We start from the raw sequence: 17,621 nt of genomic DNA on the forward strand, positions 1-17,621 counted from the left end.
CAAATCGCTGACCTTCATTGCCTGTGTGCACTCGCGGGGCTATGACGAATGCGTTTTGCACAAGCGGTCAGTCGGACCAGACGAGCCATCCTAGCTCGCTTCAAATAACGCCATGGCCTCGACATGTGCCGTCTGAGGAAACATATCGAGAATCCCGGCACGTTTTAACCGGTAGCCCTGCTTGATCAATTCGACCGTGTCGCGCGCCAGGGTTGCAGGGTTGCACGACACATAAACCAATCGTTCGGCACCCAGGGACGCAAGCTTGCGCACCACCTCGAAAGCACCGTCGCGAGGTGGGTCCAAGAGTACCGCACAAAAGCCTTCGCTGGCCCATTCGGCATCAGCCAGAGGCTGGGATAAATCGGCCTGAAAAAACTTCGCATTATGCAAATTGTTGCTAGCCGCGTTCGCGGCGGCCCGCTCGACCATGGCCTGCACGCCTTCGACCGCCACCACTTCGCGAACGGTTCTGGCCAGCGGCAGGGCAAAGTTGCCCAGGCCACAGAACAGGTCCAGAACCCGCTCATCGGATTTCGGCGCCAACCATTCCAGTGCCTGAGCGACCATCGCTTCGTTGACCCCGGCGTTGACCTGGATGAAATCCCCCGGCCGATACGCCAGGTTCAGATCCCACTGCTCCAGGCGATAGCCCAGGGACTGATCGGCCTCGACCGGTTGCGGCTCGCCTTCGCCATGCAGCCACAACTGGGCTTCATGGAGCGCGCAGAACTCCTTGAGGAGGGTCATGTCGGCCTCGGACAACGGCGCCATGTGCCGCAGCAATACCGCCACTGACGAGCCGCTGAACAACTCCACATGGCCCAGCGCCTGAGGTTTGCTCAAGCGCCGGAGCATCTCCGGCAAGCGGGTCATGATCGGTTGCAAGGGCTGTACCAGCACCGGACATTCGTTGATGGCAACGATGTCCTGACTGCCGGCAGCACGGAAACCGACTTCGAGTTTTTTCGCTTTCATGTCCCAACGCACCGCCACTCGGGCACGACGCCGGTAGCCGAATTCCGGACCGCTCAACGGCGCTGCCCACTCATCAGGTTCGACACCGGCAACCCGCGACAATTGCTCGGCGAGCATGCGCTGTTTCAGGGCGAGCTGTTCGTTGTGCGACAGATGTTGCACGCTGCAACCACCGCAGCGGCCAGCATGGGCGCACGGTGCCGGGCGGCGCAATTCACTGGCCTGGAACACCCGTTCGGTACGCGCCTCGACCACTTTGCCGTGGGCACCCAAGACCCGCGCCTCGACTTCTTCACCGGCCAATGCGCCGATGACGAACCAGGTGCGGCCTTCAAAAAACGCGATACCGCGACCGTCATTGGCCAGGCGCTCGATGGTCAAGCGCTGCTTTTTGCCGGTCGGGACTTGCGGGGCCTTGCTGCCGCCCGTGGGCTGGAAGCGCAGGCCTCTCTCTTGCTTGGCCATCAGTTGGGTGCGTCGAAAATGCCGGTCGACAGGTAACGGTCGCCACGGTCACAGATGATCGCGACGATCACCGCGTTTTCAACTTCTTTGGACAGGCGCAACATCGCCGCCACGGCACCGCCCGAGGACACGCCGCAGAAAATGCCTTCTTCGCGGGCCAGACGACGGGTCACGTCCTCGGCCTCGCTTTGCGCCATGTCGACGATCCGGTCCACGCGATCGGCCTGATAAATCTTCGGCAGGTATTCCTGCGGCCAGCGACGGATACCCGGAATCGCCGAGCCTTCCATCGGTTGCAGGCCGATGATCTGCACGTTCTCGTTCTGTTCTTTCAGGTAGCGCGAGACGCCCATGATGGTGCCGGTAGTCCCCATCGAACTGACGAAATGCGTGATGGTGCCTTGGGTCTGACGCCAGATTTCCGGACCGGTGGTGGTGTAGTGCGCCTCGGGGTTGTCACCGTTGGCGAACTGGTCCAGCACCTTGCCACGGCCTTCGGCTTCCATTCGCTGGGCGAGGTCGCGCGCGCCTTCCATGCCTTCTTCCTGGCTGACCAGAATCAGCTCGGCGCCATAGGCCGTCATCGCGGCTTTGCGCTCGGCGCTGGAGTTGTCCGGCATGATCAGGATCATCTTGTAACCCTTGATCGCGGCGGCCATGGCCAGGGCGATCCCGGTGTTGCCCGAGGTCGCTTCGATCAGCGTATCGCCGACGTGGATCTGCCCGCGCAATTCGGCGCGGGTGATCATCGACAGCGCCGGACGATCCTTGACCGAACCCGCCGGGTTGTTCCCTTCGAGCTTGAGCAAAAGGGTGTTGCTGGTGACGCCGGGCAGGCGCTGCAAACGGACCAGCGGAGTGTTGCCGACGCAATCGGCGATAGTTGGGTACTGCAAGGTCATGGCGTATTCGCAATCCAGACTGCGGGGGCGCCTATCATACCGGCAAACGTGCGCAGGCCATATCACGCAAAGTAAGGGGCTTATGGCTTATGGGAATAAGCAGTTCACTCCTCTTCTCCTTGTGCGATATTCAATGCATAAAACTCATGCAATTTGGCCTGCAGCAGCTGCTTGTCCGGAAGCTGGACCTGGTATTCAGCGATCAACGCTGGCGACAGGCTGCGGTTAAGGGCGTATTCGACCACTTCGTCATCCTTACTGGCGCAGAGCAACACACCGATGGCCGGGTTTTCGTGGGGTTTGCGCTCCTTGCGATCCAGCGCTTCCAAATAAAAGTTCAGCTTGCCCAAATACTCCGGCTTAAAACGACCGACCTTAAGCTCAATGGCTACAAGACAATTAAGGCCACGGTGGAAGAACAGCAGGTCCAGGGAAAAATCACACCCACCCACTTGAAGCGGATACTCGGAACCGACAAAGCAGAAATCGCGGCCAAGCTCGCTCAGGAATTCTTTGAGGCGCGCCATCAACCCTTTATGCAGATCAGTTTCGGCATGGCCACCCGGCAGGTCGAGAAACTCGAGCATGTAGGCGTCGCGGAATATCTCAAGCGCCGCCGGGTGGGCGTGTCTCAGCACTGCTGAGATTTTTGCTGGTTGGGTCACGCTTCGTTCAAACAGTGCGGTTTTGAACTGACGCTCTAGTTCGCGCTTCGACCATTTTTCCTGAACTGCCAAACGCACGTAGAACTCCCGCTCTTCCGGCCGTTTACTCTGGCTGAAAATGATCAGGTTGTGCGACCAGGACAATTGTCGCACCAGTGGTGCGACTTTCTCTTCAGCGTGATAAGTCTCATAGAACTGGCGCATGCGAAACAAGTTCGACCGGGTAAACCCGCGCAACCCCGGTTGAGTCTGAGCCAGATGCTCAGCCAGTTGGCTGACCACAGAATCGCCCCACTCAGCCTGTTCCAGCTTGCGGCTGATGTAAGCACCGATCTGCCAATACAGCTCGATCAACTGGGTATTCACCGCCTGCATGGCCTGCTGTTTGGCATTTTGAATCAGCGCAAGCACTTCATTGAAGCGGTCGTCGGGTGCGTTGCCGGGGACGCTGGATGCATTCATACCGAACTCCTGGAGGACGAGGAAAAACGCGAGTCTATTCCGTCAAGTCAGGCTTAAGGTGTCGGCGATACCCTTTAAGAAAGGTCGTACAAAATAACGGGAACGCTCCGGCAAAATCAGCAAGCCTCTTCGCGGCCGGGGTTGATCACGCAATTTGTGGTCGACACATATCAATTGTGGGAGCGGGGGCGTCAGCATTGTCGCCAAGGGGCAACCCAAGGTTCGCCTCCCTGGACTAAAGCATTGAGCTGACCGACGAATAACGACATCAATTTTACGAAGATTGCCCGCATGCAAATCGCTACACTGCGCAGGTGGCGCGTGCCGGACGCATGTGCAGGTCAATAAACAGCTGGATGCAGGAGAGATGCGTGCTCAAGAAACTGGGAATTAAAGGCCGCGTGCTGTTGCTGACCCTGTTGCCGACCACCCTGATGGCGTTGGTCCTGGGCGGCTATTTCACCTGGATGCAGCAATCGGACCTGCAATCCCAACTCATGCAACGCGGCGAAATGATCGCCGAACAGCTGGCCCCCCTGGTGGCGCCGGCCATGGGCCGCAAAGACAACGAGCTGCTGGAGCGCATCGCCACCCAGTCCCTGGAACAGACCGACGTGCGCGCGGTGACCTTCCTCGCCCCCGACCGCACGCCGCTGGCCCATGCCGGCCCGACCATGCTCAATCAGGCCCCTCTGGGCAACGGTTCACAGTTGTTGCGCCGCAGTGGCAATGACGCCACGCGTTACCTGCTGCCGGTATTCGGCAAGCACCGCAACCTGGCCGGCGACCTGATCCCCGATGAAGCCGACCTCCTGCTGGGCTGGGTCGAACTGGAGCTGTCCCATAACGGCATGTTGCTGCGCGGTTACCGCAGCCTGTTCGCCAGCCTGCTGCTGATCGGCGGGGGCCTGGCCGGCGCGGCGTTGCTGGCATTGCGCATGGGTCGGACCATCAATCGGCCGTTGAGCCAGATCAAACAAGCCGTGGCGCAACTCAAGGACGGTCACCTGGAAACCCGTTTGCCGCCCCTCGGCAGCCAGGAGCTGGATGAACTGGCGTCCGGCATCAACCGTATGGCCGGGACACTGCAGAACGCGCAGGAAGAACTGCAAAACAGCGTCGACCAGGCCACCGAAGACGTGCGTCAGAATCTGGAAACCATCGAAATCCAGAACATCGAACTGGACCTGGCGCGCAAGGAAGCCCTGGAGGCGAGCCGGATCAAATCCGAATTCCTGGCCAACATGAGCCATGAAATCCGCACACCGCTCAACGGCATTCTCGGCTTCACGCATCTGCTGCAAAAAAGCGAACTGACACCGCGCCAGCTCGATTACCTGGGCACCATCGAAAAATCCGCCGACAGCCTGCTGGGGATCATCAACGAGATTCTCGACTTCTCGAAAATCGAGGCCGGCAAACTGGTGCTCGACCATATTCCGTTCAACCTGCGCGACCTGCTGCAAGACACCCTGACCATCCTCGCCCCGGCCGCCCACGCCAAAGAGCTTGAACTGGTGAGCCTGGTGTATCGCGATACCCCTCTGTCGCTGGTGGGCGATCCGCTGCGACTCAAGCAGATCCTCACTAACCTGGTGAGCAACGCGATCAAGTTCACCCGCGAAGGCACCATCGTTGCCCGGGCAATGCTCGAAGAAGAGCATGAAGACAGCGTGCAACTGCGCATCAGCATTCAGGACACTGGCATAGGTCTATCCAATCAGGACGTGCGTGCCTTGTTCCAGGCCTTCAGTCAGGCCGATAACTCGCTGTCCCGACAGCCTGGCGGCACTGGCCTGGGGCTGGTGATTTCCAAGCGCCTGATCGAACAGATGGGCGGCGAGATCGGTGTCGACAGCACGCCGGGCGAAGGCTCGGAATTCTGGATCAGCCTGAGCCTGCCCAAAACCCGCGACGATGCCGAAGACCTGCCCGGCCCACCGCTGCTCGGGCAGCGGGTGGCAGTCCTGGAAAACCATGAACTGGCCCGTCAGGCGCTGCAGCATCAACTGGAAGACTGCGGCCTGGCCGTGACGCCTTTCAATACCCTGGAAAGCTTGGCCAACGGCGTGACCGGCGCTCATCAGACCGATCAGGCGATCGGCCTGGCAGTGCTCGGCATCACCAGTAACGACATGCCGCCGGAGCGCCTCAACCAGCACATATGGGACCTTGAGCACCTGGGCTGCAGAGTGCTGGTGCTGTGCCCGACCACCGAACTGACGCTGTTCCACCTCTCGGTGCCCAACCCCCACAGCCAGCTGCAGTCCAAACCGGCCTGCACCCGCAAATTGCGCCGGGCCCTGTCCGACCTGGTCAACCCGCGCCAGCAACGCAGCGATCCCGGCGAGCCGGTCTCCAGCCGCGCGCCGAAAGTCCTTTGCGTCGATGACAACCCGGCCAACCTGCTGCTGGTGCAAACCCTGCTCGAAGACATGGGCGCCAAGGTGCTCGCGGTGGAAAGCGGTTACGCCGCGGTGAAGGCCGTGCAGAACGAGACCTTCGACCTGGTGCTGATGGACGTGCAGATGCCAGGTATGGATGGGCGCCAAAGCACCGAAGCCATTCGCCAATGGGAAAGCGAACGGCATTGCACGCCACTGCCGGTCGTGGCCCTCACCGCCCACGCGATGGCCAACGAAAAACGCGCGCTGCTGCAAAGCGGCATGGACGACTACCTGACCAAACCCATCAGCGAACGGCAACTGGCGCAGGTGGTGTTGAAATGGACCGGCCTGGCGCTGCGCAATCAGGGCCCGGAGCGCAACAGCGACAGCAACGGCGGTCATGAATTGCAAGTGCTCGATCACGAGGAAGGCCTGCGTCTGGCGGCGGGTAAAGCCGATCTGGCAGCGGACATGCTGGCAATGCTGCTGGCCTCCCTGGAAGCCGACCGCGAAGCCATCCGCGTCGCCCTTGAAGCCAACGACCACAATGCCCTGATCGAGCGGGTCCACCGCCTGCATGGGGCAACCCGTTATTGCGGCGTGCCGCAACTGCGCGCCGCCTGCCAGCGCAGCGAAACCCTGCTCAAGCAACAAGACCCGAAAGCCTCCGGCGCGCTGGAAGAACTCGAACGAGCCATCAATCGCCTGGCGGCCCATGCGCGTATCAATGCCTGATGCAGCGCAATAACCTCGTGCGCCCTGAACGCTAAACTCAAATCTTGTAGCAGGGTTGAGACTTCCAGGAGGACAGCATGCGCACGATTCTTTTCAGCAGCCAGACCTACGACCGCGACAGCTTTCTTGCCGCCGACCTGCCCGCCGGTATCGAGCTGCATTTCCAGCCGGCGCGGCTGAGTCTCGACACGGCAGCGCTGGCCGAGCATCACGAGGTGGTCTGCGCTTTCATCAATGATGATCTCAGCGCCCCGGTGCTCGAACGCCTGGCCGCAGGCGGCACCCGCCTGATCGCCCTGCGCTCTGCCGGTTACAACCATGTCGACCTCGCGGCAGCGAAGCGCCTGGGATTGGTGATTGTGCGGGTTCCGGCCTACTCGCCTCACGCGGTGGCCGAACACGCGGTGGCCCTGATCCTGGCGCTCAACCGCCGTCTGCACCGCGCCTACAACCGTACCCGCGAGGGGGATTTCAGCCTGCACGGGTTGACCGGTTTCGACCTGGTGGGCAAGACCGTCGGCGTGGTCGGCACCGGGCAGATCGGCGCAACCTTCGCGAAGATCATGCACGGCTTCGGCTGCCAATTACTGGCCCATGACCCTTATCCGAACCCGCAGGTCGAAGCCCTCGGCGCACGCTACCTGAGCTTGCCGCAACTGCTGGCCGAGTCGCAGATCATCAGCCTGCATTGCCCGCTCAACGAGCAGAGCAAACATTTGATCAACCGCGAGTCACTGGCGCAGATGCAGCCCGGTGCGATGTTGATCAACACCGGGCGCGGTGGCCTGGTCGATACGCCGGCGCTGATCGATGCGTTGAAAGACGGCCAATTGGGGTATCTGGGGCTGGATGTCTATGAAGAAGAAGCGCAGTTGTTCTTCGAGGACCGCTCCGACCTGCCACTGCAAGACGATGTGCTGGCGCGCCTGCTGACCTTTCCGAATGTCATCATCACGGCGCACCAGGCCTTCCTGACCCGCGAAGCCCTGGCTGCGATTGCCGCGACTACTTTGCAGAACATCGCGGCCTGGGCGGCCGGGGCGCCACAGAATCAGGTCGAGCGCTGAACGGCTCAGGCCTTGGACAAAAGGATCATCAGGGCTAGCCAGCCAAAGCCCAGCAAGCGCTGCCCCAGTGAATGCCCGCGACGCAGCAGGAACCAGACAAAAAACGGCGGCAGAAAGAAAATCATCAGCTTCAGCCAGAGCTCCACCGGACGCGGCCCGTTGAGTATCGATGCCGGGACCTCGGCCAGGTCTTCGGTTTTTCGTTTGCGCCCGAAGGCAGCCGGGGTCACCCGAGGAATACTCTCGTTGCTTGGCAAACGCCCGAAAGAAAGTGGTGTCTCCACAGGCGCTGCCGTCGAAGTGGCCGCTTGCACCGTTGCCGCAGGTGCACCGCAATGGATACAAGCAGGCGCCGTGGAGCTGATGCGTTGCTTGCACTCAAAACATTCGATCAACGCCATTTCTGTTCCTTAGAGATGCAAAAGCGGCAGTTTGCCATGACTCGGCAGATAAGTTGAACCAGATCGAAGGTCACATGCCCGCGCCATGCTGCGTTGATGCCCGTGCTAGCATATCGCGCATATTTGGAGGACCCATGGTCGAACACGATTTCCGCTACAGCCTGATGAACCCGCAACATACCCTCACCGAATGCCGCGCCCTGGTGCCGGGGCGTTATCAAGTCACCGGCAACGGCGGCTCGATTCGTAATAACGACGTGCTGGTAGTGACCCTCAAAGGCAGCAAGGACTTGTCCATGCGCCTGACCGTCGAAACGGTTCGCCACCTGATCAACCCGCCTGGCCAATGGGTCGCGGTGGCCAGTGGTCCGGTGTTCGGCGAATTGGCGATCCACACTTGGAAGGTCAACTGCGACAGCTGCGCCAAAGAGCTCAACTTCGAGTTCGCGGTCGACGCCAAACTGGGCAACAAGGCCGAAAAACCGGCTGCCACCGCACGGATTGCCGAATTGGGCTGGACCGCTGCCGGCGAGAAACACCTGTGCCCGAAATGCCGGGAGCCTGCGTGATGAAACGCCTTGCTCTGACCACGATGGTCGGTGCCAGCCTGCTGGGCTGCGCCGCCGAGCCGGCAAAGTTGCAACAGAACCGCAGCTACATTCTGGAATGGATCGGCGAGCGGCCGCTGATGGACTACAGCCACCTGACCATCACCCTCGATGAAGATGGTCGGGCCTACGGTAATGGCGGCTGCAACCACTGGTTCGCGCCCTATACCCTGGAAGGCGACAAGCTGAGCTTCGGCAAGATCGGCAGCACCCGCAAAATGTGTGCGCCAGCACTGATGGAGCAGGAAAAACGCTTCATGCAGGCACTGGAAAACGTCCAGCGCTGGGACGTCTCGCCGATCGACCAGATGCGCTTCTGGCCGGCCGAAGGCAAGCCGCTGCGTTGGTGGCTTGAAGAGGGTTGATCCTTTGCCGAGGACCACTGTGGCGAGGGGGCTTGCCCCCGTTGGGCTGCGCAGCAGCCCTAAACCCCGAAGCCTCGGTTCATCAGACAGGCGTGCACAGGTTTTGCGACTGCTGCGCAGCCGAACGGGGGCAAGCCCCCTCGCCACAAAAGCTCCCTCGCCACAGGCGGTGCTCGTTCAGTTGACCGCCTGCAACGCCTCAAGCTTCGCCATCACCCCCGCCGCCGTCTGCTCGCCCATCAACTGTTCCCGCACCTTGCCCTTGTTGTCGATGATGTAAGTCACCGGCAGCGCTTCACTGCGCGGCAACTCGAAAAGGTCGGCCGGGTCCTGGGCCAGCACGGTGAACTTGATCCCCAATTTCTCGCTGGCGCTTTTCAGCTCTTCGCCCTGCATATTGTCGAAGTTGACCCCGAACACACCGATCTTCTTGCCCTTGAGCTGCTCGGCCAGCACGTTCAGCTGCGGGATTTCGGTCCGGCACGGGCCGCACCATTCGGCCCAGTAATTGAGCACCAGCCATTGTTTGTCCAGACGCTCGGCGGCGACCTTGTGACCATTCTGGTCGCTGCCATAGTCGTTACCACAGCCCCCCAGCAATAACGCCCCCATGATCGCCAATGCCGCTGCCAGTCGCCTTGTCATGTCTCAATCCTTGTCAAAAATAGAATGCACCTGCGACCCATCGCCTCCCAAGGTTCTGGATTACGCGCCGCACAGTTAGAATAGCCGCCACTTTACGCAAGAAGCGACCCGCCCATGACCGATCTGACGCTTTATCACAACCCGCGCTGCTCGAAATCCCGTGGTGCGCTCGAACTCATCGAAGCCCGTGGCCTGACGCCAACGGTCGTCCGCTACCTGGAAACACCGCTGGACGCCGCGCAAATCCAGAGCCTGCTGAACAAACTCGGCATCAGCGCCCGGCAACTGCTGCGAACCGGCGAGGACGAGTACAAAACCCTCAACCTGGCCGACAGCAGCTTGAGCGAAGCGCAATTGATCGCCGCCATCGCCGCACACCCGAAACTCATGGAGCGGCCGATTCTCGAAGTCGGCGACAAAGCCATCATCGGCCGTCCACCGGAAAATGTGCTGGAGTTGTTGTCGTGAGTGCGCCGTACATCCTGGTGCTGTATTACAGCCGCAGCGGCTCGACCAATGAAATGGCCCGGCAGATTGCCCGCGGTGTCGAGCAGGCCGGCCTTGAAGCCCGATTGCGCACGGTGCCGGCGATCTCCACCGAATGTGAGGCCGTGGCGCCGGACATTCCCGATGAAGGCGCGCTGTACGCCAGCCTCGACGATTTGAAGAACTGCGCCGGCCTGGCCCTGGGCAGCCCGACCCGCTTCGGCAACATGGCCGCACCGTTGAAATACTTCCTCGACGGCACCAGCAACCTGTGGCTGACCGGCGCCCTGGTGGGCAAACCGGCTGGGGTCTTCACCTCGACCGCCAGCCTGCACGGAGGCCAGGAAACCACACTGCTGTCGATGATGCTGCCGTTGCTGCACCACGGCATGTTGATCACCGGCCTGCCTTACAGCGAATCGGCGCTGCTGGAAACCCGTGGCGGCGGCACGCCTTACGGCGCCAGTCATCACGCCGGGGCCGATGGCAAAAGTGGCTTGAATGAACATGAAGTTGCGCTGTGTCGGGCCTTGGGCCTGCGGTTGGCGAAGACTGCGCAAAAGTTGGTGAGCTGATATGGCCAAAAAGCCAAAGATTCTGCCTTCCATTGAATGGCTCGAACCGCGAGTACGGGCGATGCGCGGCATCAGCCTGCTGTGCTTTTTCGGCCTGATTGGACTGCTTTGCGCCTACTACCTGGTATTCGCCGACCTGCATGGCGCGCGGCCGTGGGTGATTCTGCTGATCGAACTGGTGCCGCTGCTGTTGCTGGCGCCGGGGATGATCGTCGGCAGCGCCCGGGGGCATTCATGGATGTGTTTTGTGGTGAACCTGTATTTCATCAAGGGCGCATTGGCCGCCTATGACCCGAACCGGCAGTTGTTCGGTTTACTGGAGATGGGCGCGAGCCTGGCGGTGTTCTGCTCGGCGTTGCTGTATGTGCGGTGGCGGTATCAGTTGAACCGCAAGTTGGCGGGTGAAGGCGAGACTTCCCCCGCCTGACGGCCCCCTCCGATCGTTCCCACGCTCTGCGTGGGAATGCATCAAGTGACGCTCCCACGCGGAGCGTGGGAACGATCATCTTCGTCAGTGATTGACGGTGTAGGCCAGCATCATCGATATCTGGCTCATCGGCCGCCCACCGCTCTCTTCATGCCACTGGTTGAACGCATTCTGTACCGTGGCCAGATCCCGCAAGCTAGTCGGCACCTTGTCGACGATCTGCTGTGCATTCAGCGCCGCCACCACGTCATAGCTCGGCACGAAGGTGTCCTTGCCGACCATCCGCAAGAATCGCGGTGCCGATAACCCGCCCAACTGATGTCCGTGTTTTTTCAGGTAGGTCCACAGCCCGACGATGTCGGTCACCGGCCAGTCGGCGAGCAAGGCGCCAAAACTGCCCTTCTCATGGGCCACGTCCAGAATGAACTGCGCATTGCGCGGCACGCTCTTGAGCTTGCCCAGGTGGCGGATGATTCGCGCGTCCTGCATCAAGCGCTCCAGATGTTCGGCGCTCATCAGCACGACTTTTTCCGGGTCGAACTTGAAGAACACTTCCTCGAACGCCGGCCACTTGGCATCCACCAGGCTGTGCTTGAGCCCGGCGCGGAACACCCGCAACGCCATGGTCGAGAGGTAGCGGTCGTCGCTGATCTTGCGCAATTGCGCCGGGGTCTTGGGAACCGGCAGATGGGCTTCCAGTTCAGCCGCCGAACCGAAGCGGTTCAGACAGTATTCGTGCAGCCACTTGTAATCGCGCATGCCCTCTCCTGAGGATTGAAACGGAAAACCTGTGGGAGCGGGCTTGCTCGCGAATGCGGTGTGCCATTCAACATGAATGTCGGCTGACACTAAGCATTCGCGAGCAAGCCCGCTCCCACAAAAGCGTTCAGAGGTTCACTACGTTGACGAAGCGCGAAGCGGCGCTTTCGTCGATACGCAGGTTGGTGAAGTCGAACAGGTTGCGATCCGCCAGTTGCGACGGGATCACATTCTGCAGGCTGCGGAAAATGCTTTCGGTACGACCCGGAGTCTTGCGTTCCCACTCCTGGAGCATCTCTTTGACCACCTGGCGTTGCAGGTTTTCCTGGGAGCCGCAGAGGTTGCACGGGATGATCGGGAATTGCTTGAGGTCCGAGTAGGCCTGGATGTCTTTTTCGTTGCAGTAGGCCAGCGGGCGGATCACCACGTTGCGCCCGTCGTCGGCGCGCAGCTTGGGCGGCATGGCCTTGAGCGAGCCGTTGAAAAACATGTTCAGGAAGAACGTCTCGACGATGTCGTCGCGGTGGTGACCGAGGGCCATTTTGGTCGCGCCGATTTCGTCGGCAAAGGTGTACAGCGTGCCGCGACGCAGGCGCGAGCACAGCGAGCAGGTGGTCTTGCCTTCCGGAATCAGCTCCTTGACCACCGAATAGGTGTCTTTCTCGACGATGTGGTACTCGATGCCCAGTTCCTTGAGGTAAGCCGGCAGCACGTGCTCGGGGAAGCCTGGCTGTTTCTGGTCCATGTTCACGGCGACGATCTCGAACTTGATCGGCGCGACCTTCTGCAAATGCATCAGCACATCGAGCATGGTGTAGCTGTCCTTGCCACCGGACAGGCAGACCATGACCTTGTCGCCGTCTTCAATCATGTTGAAATCGGCGACAGCCTCACCGGCCTGGCGGCGAAGGCGCTTTTGCAGTTTGTTCTGGTTGACCGTAAGAGTGCCCATGACGCGAAATCCGTGAGGTGTGACGAAAGGCCGGCATTTTACGCAAAAACCCTTCAAGGGCGAAGAGCCCGAACTTACCAAAGAAATTATGCGCCATCGCACCCTTTGTAGCAGCTGGCGAAGCCTGCGTTCGGCGGCGAAGCCGTCGTAAACCATCCACCTCGGTGTGTCAGGCAAACCTCATAGACCGGATTGGCGACGGCTTCGCCGCCGAACGCAGGCTGCGCCAGCTGCTACAACAACAGACCTTGCGGCGATTAACAGGTTTGTTTACAGCGCGATTTGCTCTAAAGCCCTCGCACTATTGCAAGTAACTCCTTTCTATACTGCGACATAAGGTCACACACGTATTCAGACCTGTTCTTACCTGGCCACTTTGGCCCGTAAGCGCTCCGCTGGGGGGCGATGGCAACAACAAGAGGAGTGACTGGCATGATCCATCACGTAGTGGGGCTCTTCACCCACCCTGACCAGGAATGGAAAGAAATCCGTGGCGACCAGGAGGAAAGCATCAGCCACATGTACCTGACGCACACCCTGATTCTGGCGGCGATCCCCGCCATTTCGGCGTTTATCGGCACCACGCAGGTCGGCTGGGTCATCGGTAATCGAGCGCCGGTCATGTTGACCACAGAAAGCGCGCTATGGATGACCATCATGTCGTACCTGGCAATGCTCGGCGGTGTCGCGGTGATGGGCGCCTTCATTCACTGGATGGCCCGCACCTATGACGCCAACCCGAGCCTGGCACGCTGCGTCGCGTTCGCCACGTACACCGCCACCCCACTGTTCATCGGCGGCCTGGCGGCGCTGTACCCGCACCTTTGGCTGGGGATGATCGTCGGCACGGCGGCCGTCTGCTACACGGTGTACCTGTTGTATGTGGGGCTACCGACGTTCATGAACATCCCATCGGACGAGGGGTTCCTGTTTTCGAGCTCGGTGCTCGCCGTAGGATTGGTGGTGCTGGTGGCCATCATGGCGTTCACCGTGATTGTCTGGGGCCTGGGCGTGGGCCCCGTCTATACCAACTGACAACCGATCGCCCACATAAAAACACGTTCCGCCACTACAGGCCGCCGCAAGGCGGCCTTCTAATGCGAGCAACGACCATTCGGCGCCTGAACGATTCGCAAGCCTTCGGGGTTGCGGCATACTCGACATCCTTGGAGATCCATCAAGCATGCCCGAGCAACTCAATACCCGCGTCGAAGACTGTTTCCTGCAAGCCGAATCCTTTTTCAAACGACCTTTCAAACGCCCCGTGGTGAGCCTCAAGCTGCGCGGGCAAAAAGCCGGTGTCGCGCATTTGCACGAGAACCTGCTGCGCTTCAACCCGCAGCTGTACCGGGAAAACACCGAAGACTTCCTCAAGCAGACCGTGGCGCATGAAGTGGCGCACCTGATCGCCCATCAACTGTTCGGCGACCGCATCCAGCCCCATGGCGAAGAGTGGCAACTGATCATGCGCGGCGTCTACGAACTGCCGCCCAACCGCTGCCACACCTATGACGTCAAACGCCGCAGCGTGACCCGTTACATCTACAAATGCCCGTGCCCCGACAGTGATTTCCCGTTTTCGGCACAGCGCCATGGTTTGGTGAGGCAGGGGCGGCGGTATTTGTGTCGGCGTTGTCGCAGCACGTTGGTGTTCAGTGGGGAGATGCGGGTCGAGTAGTGAGATTTATGGTGTTTGGGCCGGCCCCTTCGCGAGCAAGCCCGCTCCCACATTTGATCTTCGCCTTGACACAATTCCAATGTGGGAGCGGGCTTGCTCGCGAAGGCGTCCGTACAGCCACTACACAACCACCCTGGCACGCCGCAACGCTTCAATCCGCTCAACACTAAACCCCAACTCCCCCAACACCTGATCGGTATGCTCACCCAGCCTCGCCCCGATATGCCGTGGTTCAGGCAACCCCGCTGAAAACTTCAACGGACACGCCATCTGCGCCTGAGTGGTCCCATCGCCCCGCGGCACCTCAGTCACCACTTCCCGCGCCTTCAACTGCGGGTGCCGAACCGCTTCGCCCAGGCTCAACACCGGTTCAACACACGCATCGACCCCGGCAAACAGCTCACACAACCAGGCAAAGTCGTGTTTTTCGAATTCAATGTTCAGCGCGTTCTTGAGTGCCTGTTGCCGGGCAGGTTCGGGGGCCAATCCCTCGGCTGCCAGCTCTGGCCGGCCCAACGCCGTGCACAGTTGCTGCATGAACCCTGGTTCCAGGCTGCCCACCGCCAACCAGCGGCCATCGCGCGAGCGGTAGTAGTCGTAGAAACCGCCGCCATTGAGCATCTGGTCTTCCCTGCCCGGCTCCACGCCACAGGCCAGATACCCGGCACCAGCCATGGCGTTCAGGCTGAAGGCGCAGTCGGTCATGCTCACATCCAGATGCTGCCCCTGCCCTGTCTGCTGGCGCGCAATCACCGCCGCCAGCAAACCGATCACCCCATGCAACGAACCGCCGGCGACATCCGCCACCTGCATGCCCAACGGCAACGGGCCGCTGTCGGCGCGGCCGGTGTAGCTCGCCAGCCCCGCCAAAGCCAAATAGTTGATGTCGTGGCCGGCGCGGTCCCTGTAAGGGCCGGTCTGGCCGTAACCGGTAATCGACACATAGATCAGCCGCGGATTGATCGCCTTCAAGGCGTCATAGCCAAGGCCCAAGCGTTCCATCACACCAGGGCGGAACTGCTCCAGCACGATGTCGTAGTCCGCCAACAACTGCTTGATCACGTCCAGCGCCTCGGGCTGCTTGAGGTCCAGCGCCAGGCTGCGCTTGTTGCGATTGAGGTACGCGTGGCTGGCCGACACTCCGTGATCGTGGGGCGGCAACACCCGCAGCAAATCCATGCGGGTCGGCGATTCGACGCGCAGCACCTCGGCGCCCATGTCCGCCAACAGCAACGAGGCGAACGGCCCCGGCAACAATGTCGAGAAATCCAGAACCTTGAGTGATGCCAGTGGACCGAGCATGAGCGTTCTCCAGTGCAGTCCCCCAAGCCTAGGCAGCCCGGGACATTGCAGCAATCACCTTATGTGCCAGTGACGCTGACCGTTACGCTCAAATCGCAGGCAACAAAAAACCCGCCGAAGCGGGTTTTTCATTACAACAAGGCTTACTTGGCGTTCGTCGGGGTTGCCCCTTCGACGTGGCCCAAAACATCGTCTTTAGGCTCGTCGGCAATGCCGCGACCGCCCGAGGCCAGCTCGGATTGCAGCACGTCGGTGTCCAGTTCCTTGACCCACTTGGCCACAACAATGGTGGCAACCGCGTTACCGATCAGGTTGGTCAACGCGCGGGCTTCGGACATGAAACGGTCGATACCCAGGATCAGCGCCAAGCCGGCAACCGGCAGGTGGCCTACAGCGGACAAGGTAGCGGCCAGTACGATGAAGCCACTACCGGTCACGCCAGCAGCGCCTTTGGAGGACAGCAGCAACACCACCAGCAGAGTGATCTGGTGAGTGATGTCCATGTGGGTGTCGGTTGCCTGAGCAATGAACACTGCCGCCATGGTCAGGTAGATCGCCGTACCGTCGAGGTTGAACGAGTAGCCGGTCGGGATCACCAGACCTACCACGGATTTCTGCGCGCCCAGACGCTCCATTTTGATCAGCATGCGTGGCAGTACCGACTCCGAAGAGGAAGTACCCAGCACGATCAGCAGCTCTTCGCGGATATAACGAATCACTTTCAGCACGCTGAAGCCGTGAGCGCGAGCAATACCACCCAGCACGACCAGAATGAACAGCAGGCAGGTGATGTAGAAGCAGGCCATCAACTGACCGAGTTGCACCAGCGAGCCAACGCCATAAGCACCGATGGTGAACGCCATGGCACCGAAGGCACCGAGCGGCGCGAGCTTCATGATCATATTGATGATGTTGAACATCACGTGGGCGAAGCGATCGATGAAGTCCAGGATCGGCTTGCCGTAGGCACCCAGGCGATGCAGGGCGAAACCGAAGATCACCGAGAACATCAGTACTTGAAGGATATCGCCCGTGGCGAACGCACCAAAGATGGTGGTCGGGATGACGTTAAGCAGGAAGCCAACGACGCTTTGATCCGCACCGGCAGCCACGTAGGTAGCGATTTTGGAGGCATCCAGCGTAGTGACGTCAATGTGCATGCCATTACCCGGCTGCACGATGTTGACCACCACCAGACCGACCAGCAGTGCAATGGTCGAAACGATTTCGAAATACAGCAGCGCGTAACCGCCGGTCTTGCCAACCGACTTCATGTTCTGCATGCCCGCGATACCGCTGACGACGGTGCAGAAAATGATGGGAGCGATGATCATTTTGATCAGTTTGATGAACCCGTCACCCAACGGCTTGAGGGCTACACCGGTCTGCGGGTAGAAGTGACCGAGCAGGATGCCGATGGCGATGGCAACGATCACCTGGAAATACAGGGATTTGTACAGTGGCTGACGAGTCGTCATTGCAAAGTTCCTCAAGAGTGCCCGGTGACAACATCCATCTGTTGCCCAAGACACTTCAATTGCGAACCCTCCTGCACTGGAGGGATTTGTTTTGTCGAGCTGCGCAACGGCAGGCATCTGCTGGTTGTATCGCAAGGCCCGTGCCAGATTCGCCAAAAAGCCTGCGAGCCTTTTGACATCAAGGGTTACAGGTTTCTCTTGGTCACCAACCAGTTACAATTATGTGGCGGATTTCCGCCAAGCCGCCTGACCTCATCCTGTAATTTGGCGGATATCCGCCTTGT

The 17,621-nt window shown here is 60.3% G+C and carries 18 protein-coding genes; 9 read left to right on the forward strand and 9 right to left on the reverse strand.

Annotation, left to right across the window (positions count from 1 at the left end; all coding sequences use genetic code 11):
• Positions 1 to 90: 90 nt before the first annotated feature.
• The 3 genes from rlmD to PSH64_RS22655 form a co-directional block, all read right to left on the reverse strand.
• Positions 91 to 1,443 (reverse strand): 23S rRNA (uracil(1939)-C(5))-methyltransferase RlmD, encoded by a 1,353-nt coding sequence (gene rlmD, locus PSH64_RS22645; protein ID WP_305478731.1) that lies wholly within the window; start codon positions 1,441 to 1,443, stop codon positions 91 to 93.
• Positions 1,443 to 2,345, reverse strand: coding sequence for a cysteine synthase CysM (gene cysM, locus PSH64_RS22650; RefSeq protein ID WP_018926292.1), 903 nt, complete (start codon positions 2,343 to 2,345; stop codon positions 1,443 to 1,445). The genes rlmD and cysM overlap by 1 nt, the downstream gene beginning before the upstream one ends.
• Before the next feature lie 104 nt (positions 2,346 to 2,449).
• A complete protein-coding gene (locus PSH64_RS22655; RefSeq protein WP_305478733.1) occupies positions 2,450 to 3,472 on the reverse strand; it encodes a YhcG family protein in 1,023 nt (340 codons plus the stop codon).
• Between the two features lie 371 nt (positions 3,473 to 3,843).
• Here PSH64_RS22655 and PSH64_RS22660 point away from each other — a divergent pair, with 371 nt between their 5' ends.
• Complete coding sequence (locus PSH64_RS22660) at positions 3,844 to 6,594, forward strand: response regulator (protein ID WP_305478735.1); 2,751 nt, start codon at positions 3,844 to 3,846, stop codon at positions 6,592 to 6,594.
• 77 nt (positions 6,595 to 6,671) lie between these two features.
• Positions 6,672 to 7,661: a 2-hydroxyacid dehydrogenase gene (locus tag PSH64_RS22665; RefSeq protein ID WP_105342813.1), complete on the forward strand. Its 990-nt coding sequence runs from the start codon at positions 6,672 to 6,674 to the stop codon at positions 7,659 to 7,661.
• Between the two features lie 5 nt (positions 7,662 to 7,666).
• Here PSH64_RS22665 and PSH64_RS22670 read toward each other — a convergent pair whose 3' ends face one another.
• Complete coding sequence (locus tag PSH64_RS22670; RefSeq protein WP_105342811.1) at positions 7,667 to 8,062, reverse strand: hypothetical protein; 396 nt, start codon at positions 8,060 to 8,062, stop codon at positions 7,667 to 7,669.
• Between the two features lie 134 nt (positions 8,063 to 8,196).
• Between PSH64_RS22670 and PSH64_RS22675 the strand changes: the two genes are divergently transcribed.
• Positions 8,197 to 8,631 (forward strand): hypothetical protein, encoded by a 435-nt coding sequence (locus tag PSH64_RS22675; RefSeq protein ID WP_105342809.1) that lies wholly within the window; start codon positions 8,197 to 8,199, stop codon positions 8,629 to 8,631.
• On the forward strand, positions 8,631 to 9,035 hold the full coding sequence (locus tag PSH64_RS22680) for an META domain-containing protein (RefSeq protein WP_105342806.1): 405 nt from the start codon (positions 8,631 to 8,633) through the stop codon (positions 9,033 to 9,035). Before PSH64_RS22675 ends, PSH64_RS22680 begins: the two co-directional genes overlap by 1 nt.
• Before the next feature lie 177 nt (positions 9,036 to 9,212).
• On the opposite strand, the gene PSH64_RS22685 is transcribed toward PSH64_RS22680, so the two are convergent.
• Entirely contained in the window at positions 9,213 to 9,680 is a 468-nt protein-coding gene (locus PSH64_RS22685; RefSeq protein WP_105342804.1) for a TlpA disulfide reductase family protein, read from the reverse strand.
• Positions 9,681 to 9,794: 114 nt separating this feature from the next.
• Between PSH64_RS22685 and arsC the strand changes: the two genes are divergently transcribed.
• From arsC to PSH64_RS22700, 3 genes are read left to right on the forward strand one after another with little or no spacing between them, the layout of a single operon-like run.
• Positions 9,795 to 10,148, forward strand: coding sequence for an arsenate reductase (glutaredoxin) (gene arsC, locus PSH64_RS22690; RefSeq protein ID WP_305478739.1), 354 nt, complete (start codon positions 9,795 to 9,797; stop codon positions 10,146 to 10,148).
• Complete coding sequence (gene wrbA / locus PSH64_RS22695) at positions 10,145 to 10,741, forward strand: NAD(P)H:quinone oxidoreductase (RefSeq protein ID WP_105342800.1); 597 nt, start codon at positions 10,145 to 10,147, stop codon at positions 10,739 to 10,741. Before arsC ends, wrbA begins: the two co-directional genes overlap by 4 nt.
• Position 10,742: 1 nt before the next feature.
• A complete protein-coding gene (locus tag PSH64_RS22700; RefSeq protein WP_105342797.1) occupies positions 10,743 to 11,168 on the forward strand; it encodes a DUF2069 domain-containing protein in 426 nt (141 codons plus the stop codon).
• Positions 11,169 to 11,252: 84 nt separating this feature from the next.
• Here PSH64_RS22700 and PSH64_RS22705 read toward each other — a convergent pair whose 3' ends face one another.
• A complete protein-coding gene (locus tag PSH64_RS22705; protein ID WP_105342795.1) occupies positions 11,253 to 11,927 on the reverse strand; it encodes a DNA-3-methyladenine glycosylase I in 675 nt (224 codons plus the stop codon).
• Between the two features lie 127 nt (positions 11,928 to 12,054).
• The gene (ttcA, locus tag PSH64_RS22710; protein WP_007937538.1) at positions 12,055 to 12,879 is read right to left on the reverse strand and encodes a tRNA 2-thiocytidine(32) synthetase TtcA; all 825 of its coding nucleotides are present in this window, start codon (positions 12,877 to 12,879) and stop codon (positions 12,055 to 12,057) included.
• Between the two features lie 432 nt (positions 12,880 to 13,311).
• Between ttcA and PSH64_RS22715 the strand changes: the two genes are divergently transcribed.
• Together PSH64_RS22715 and PSH64_RS22720 are read left to right on the forward strand one after the other, a co-directional pair.
• Positions 13,312 to 13,914: a Yip1 family protein gene (locus PSH64_RS22715; RefSeq protein WP_105342793.1), complete on the forward strand. Its 603-nt coding sequence runs from the start codon at positions 13,312 to 13,314 to the stop codon at positions 13,912 to 13,914.
• A 148-nt stretch (positions 13,915 to 14,062) separates the two neighbouring features.
• Positions 14,063 to 14,557, forward strand: coding sequence for a SprT family zinc-dependent metalloprotease (locus PSH64_RS22720; protein ID WP_095051660.1), 495 nt, complete (start codon positions 14,063 to 14,065; stop codon positions 14,555 to 14,557).
• A gap of 120 nt (positions 14,558 to 14,677) precedes the next feature.
• Here PSH64_RS22720 and PSH64_RS22725 read toward each other — a convergent pair whose 3' ends face one another.
• Both PSH64_RS22725 and PSH64_RS22730 read right to left on the reverse strand, forming a co-directional pair.
• Complete coding sequence (locus PSH64_RS22725; protein WP_305478744.1) at positions 14,678 to 15,859, reverse strand: CaiB/BaiF CoA-transferase family protein; 1,182 nt, start codon at positions 15,857 to 15,859, stop codon at positions 14,678 to 14,680.
• A gap of 143 nt (positions 15,860 to 16,002) precedes the next feature.
• Positions 16,003 to 17,337 carry a dicarboxylate/amino acid:cation symporter gene (locus PSH64_RS22730; RefSeq protein ID WP_007937531.1) on the reverse strand — a complete coding sequence of 445 codons (1,335 nt, stop codon included), beginning with the start codon at positions 17,335 to 17,337 and terminating at the stop codon, positions 16,003 to 16,005.
• Positions 17,338 to 17,621 lie beyond the last annotated feature (284 nt).

Source organism: Pseudomonas sp. FP1742 (genome assembly GCF_030687145.1).
GTDB lineage: Bacteria > Pseudomonadota > Gammaproteobacteria > Pseudomonadales > Pseudomonadaceae > Aquipseudomonas > Aquipseudomonas frederiksbergensis_D.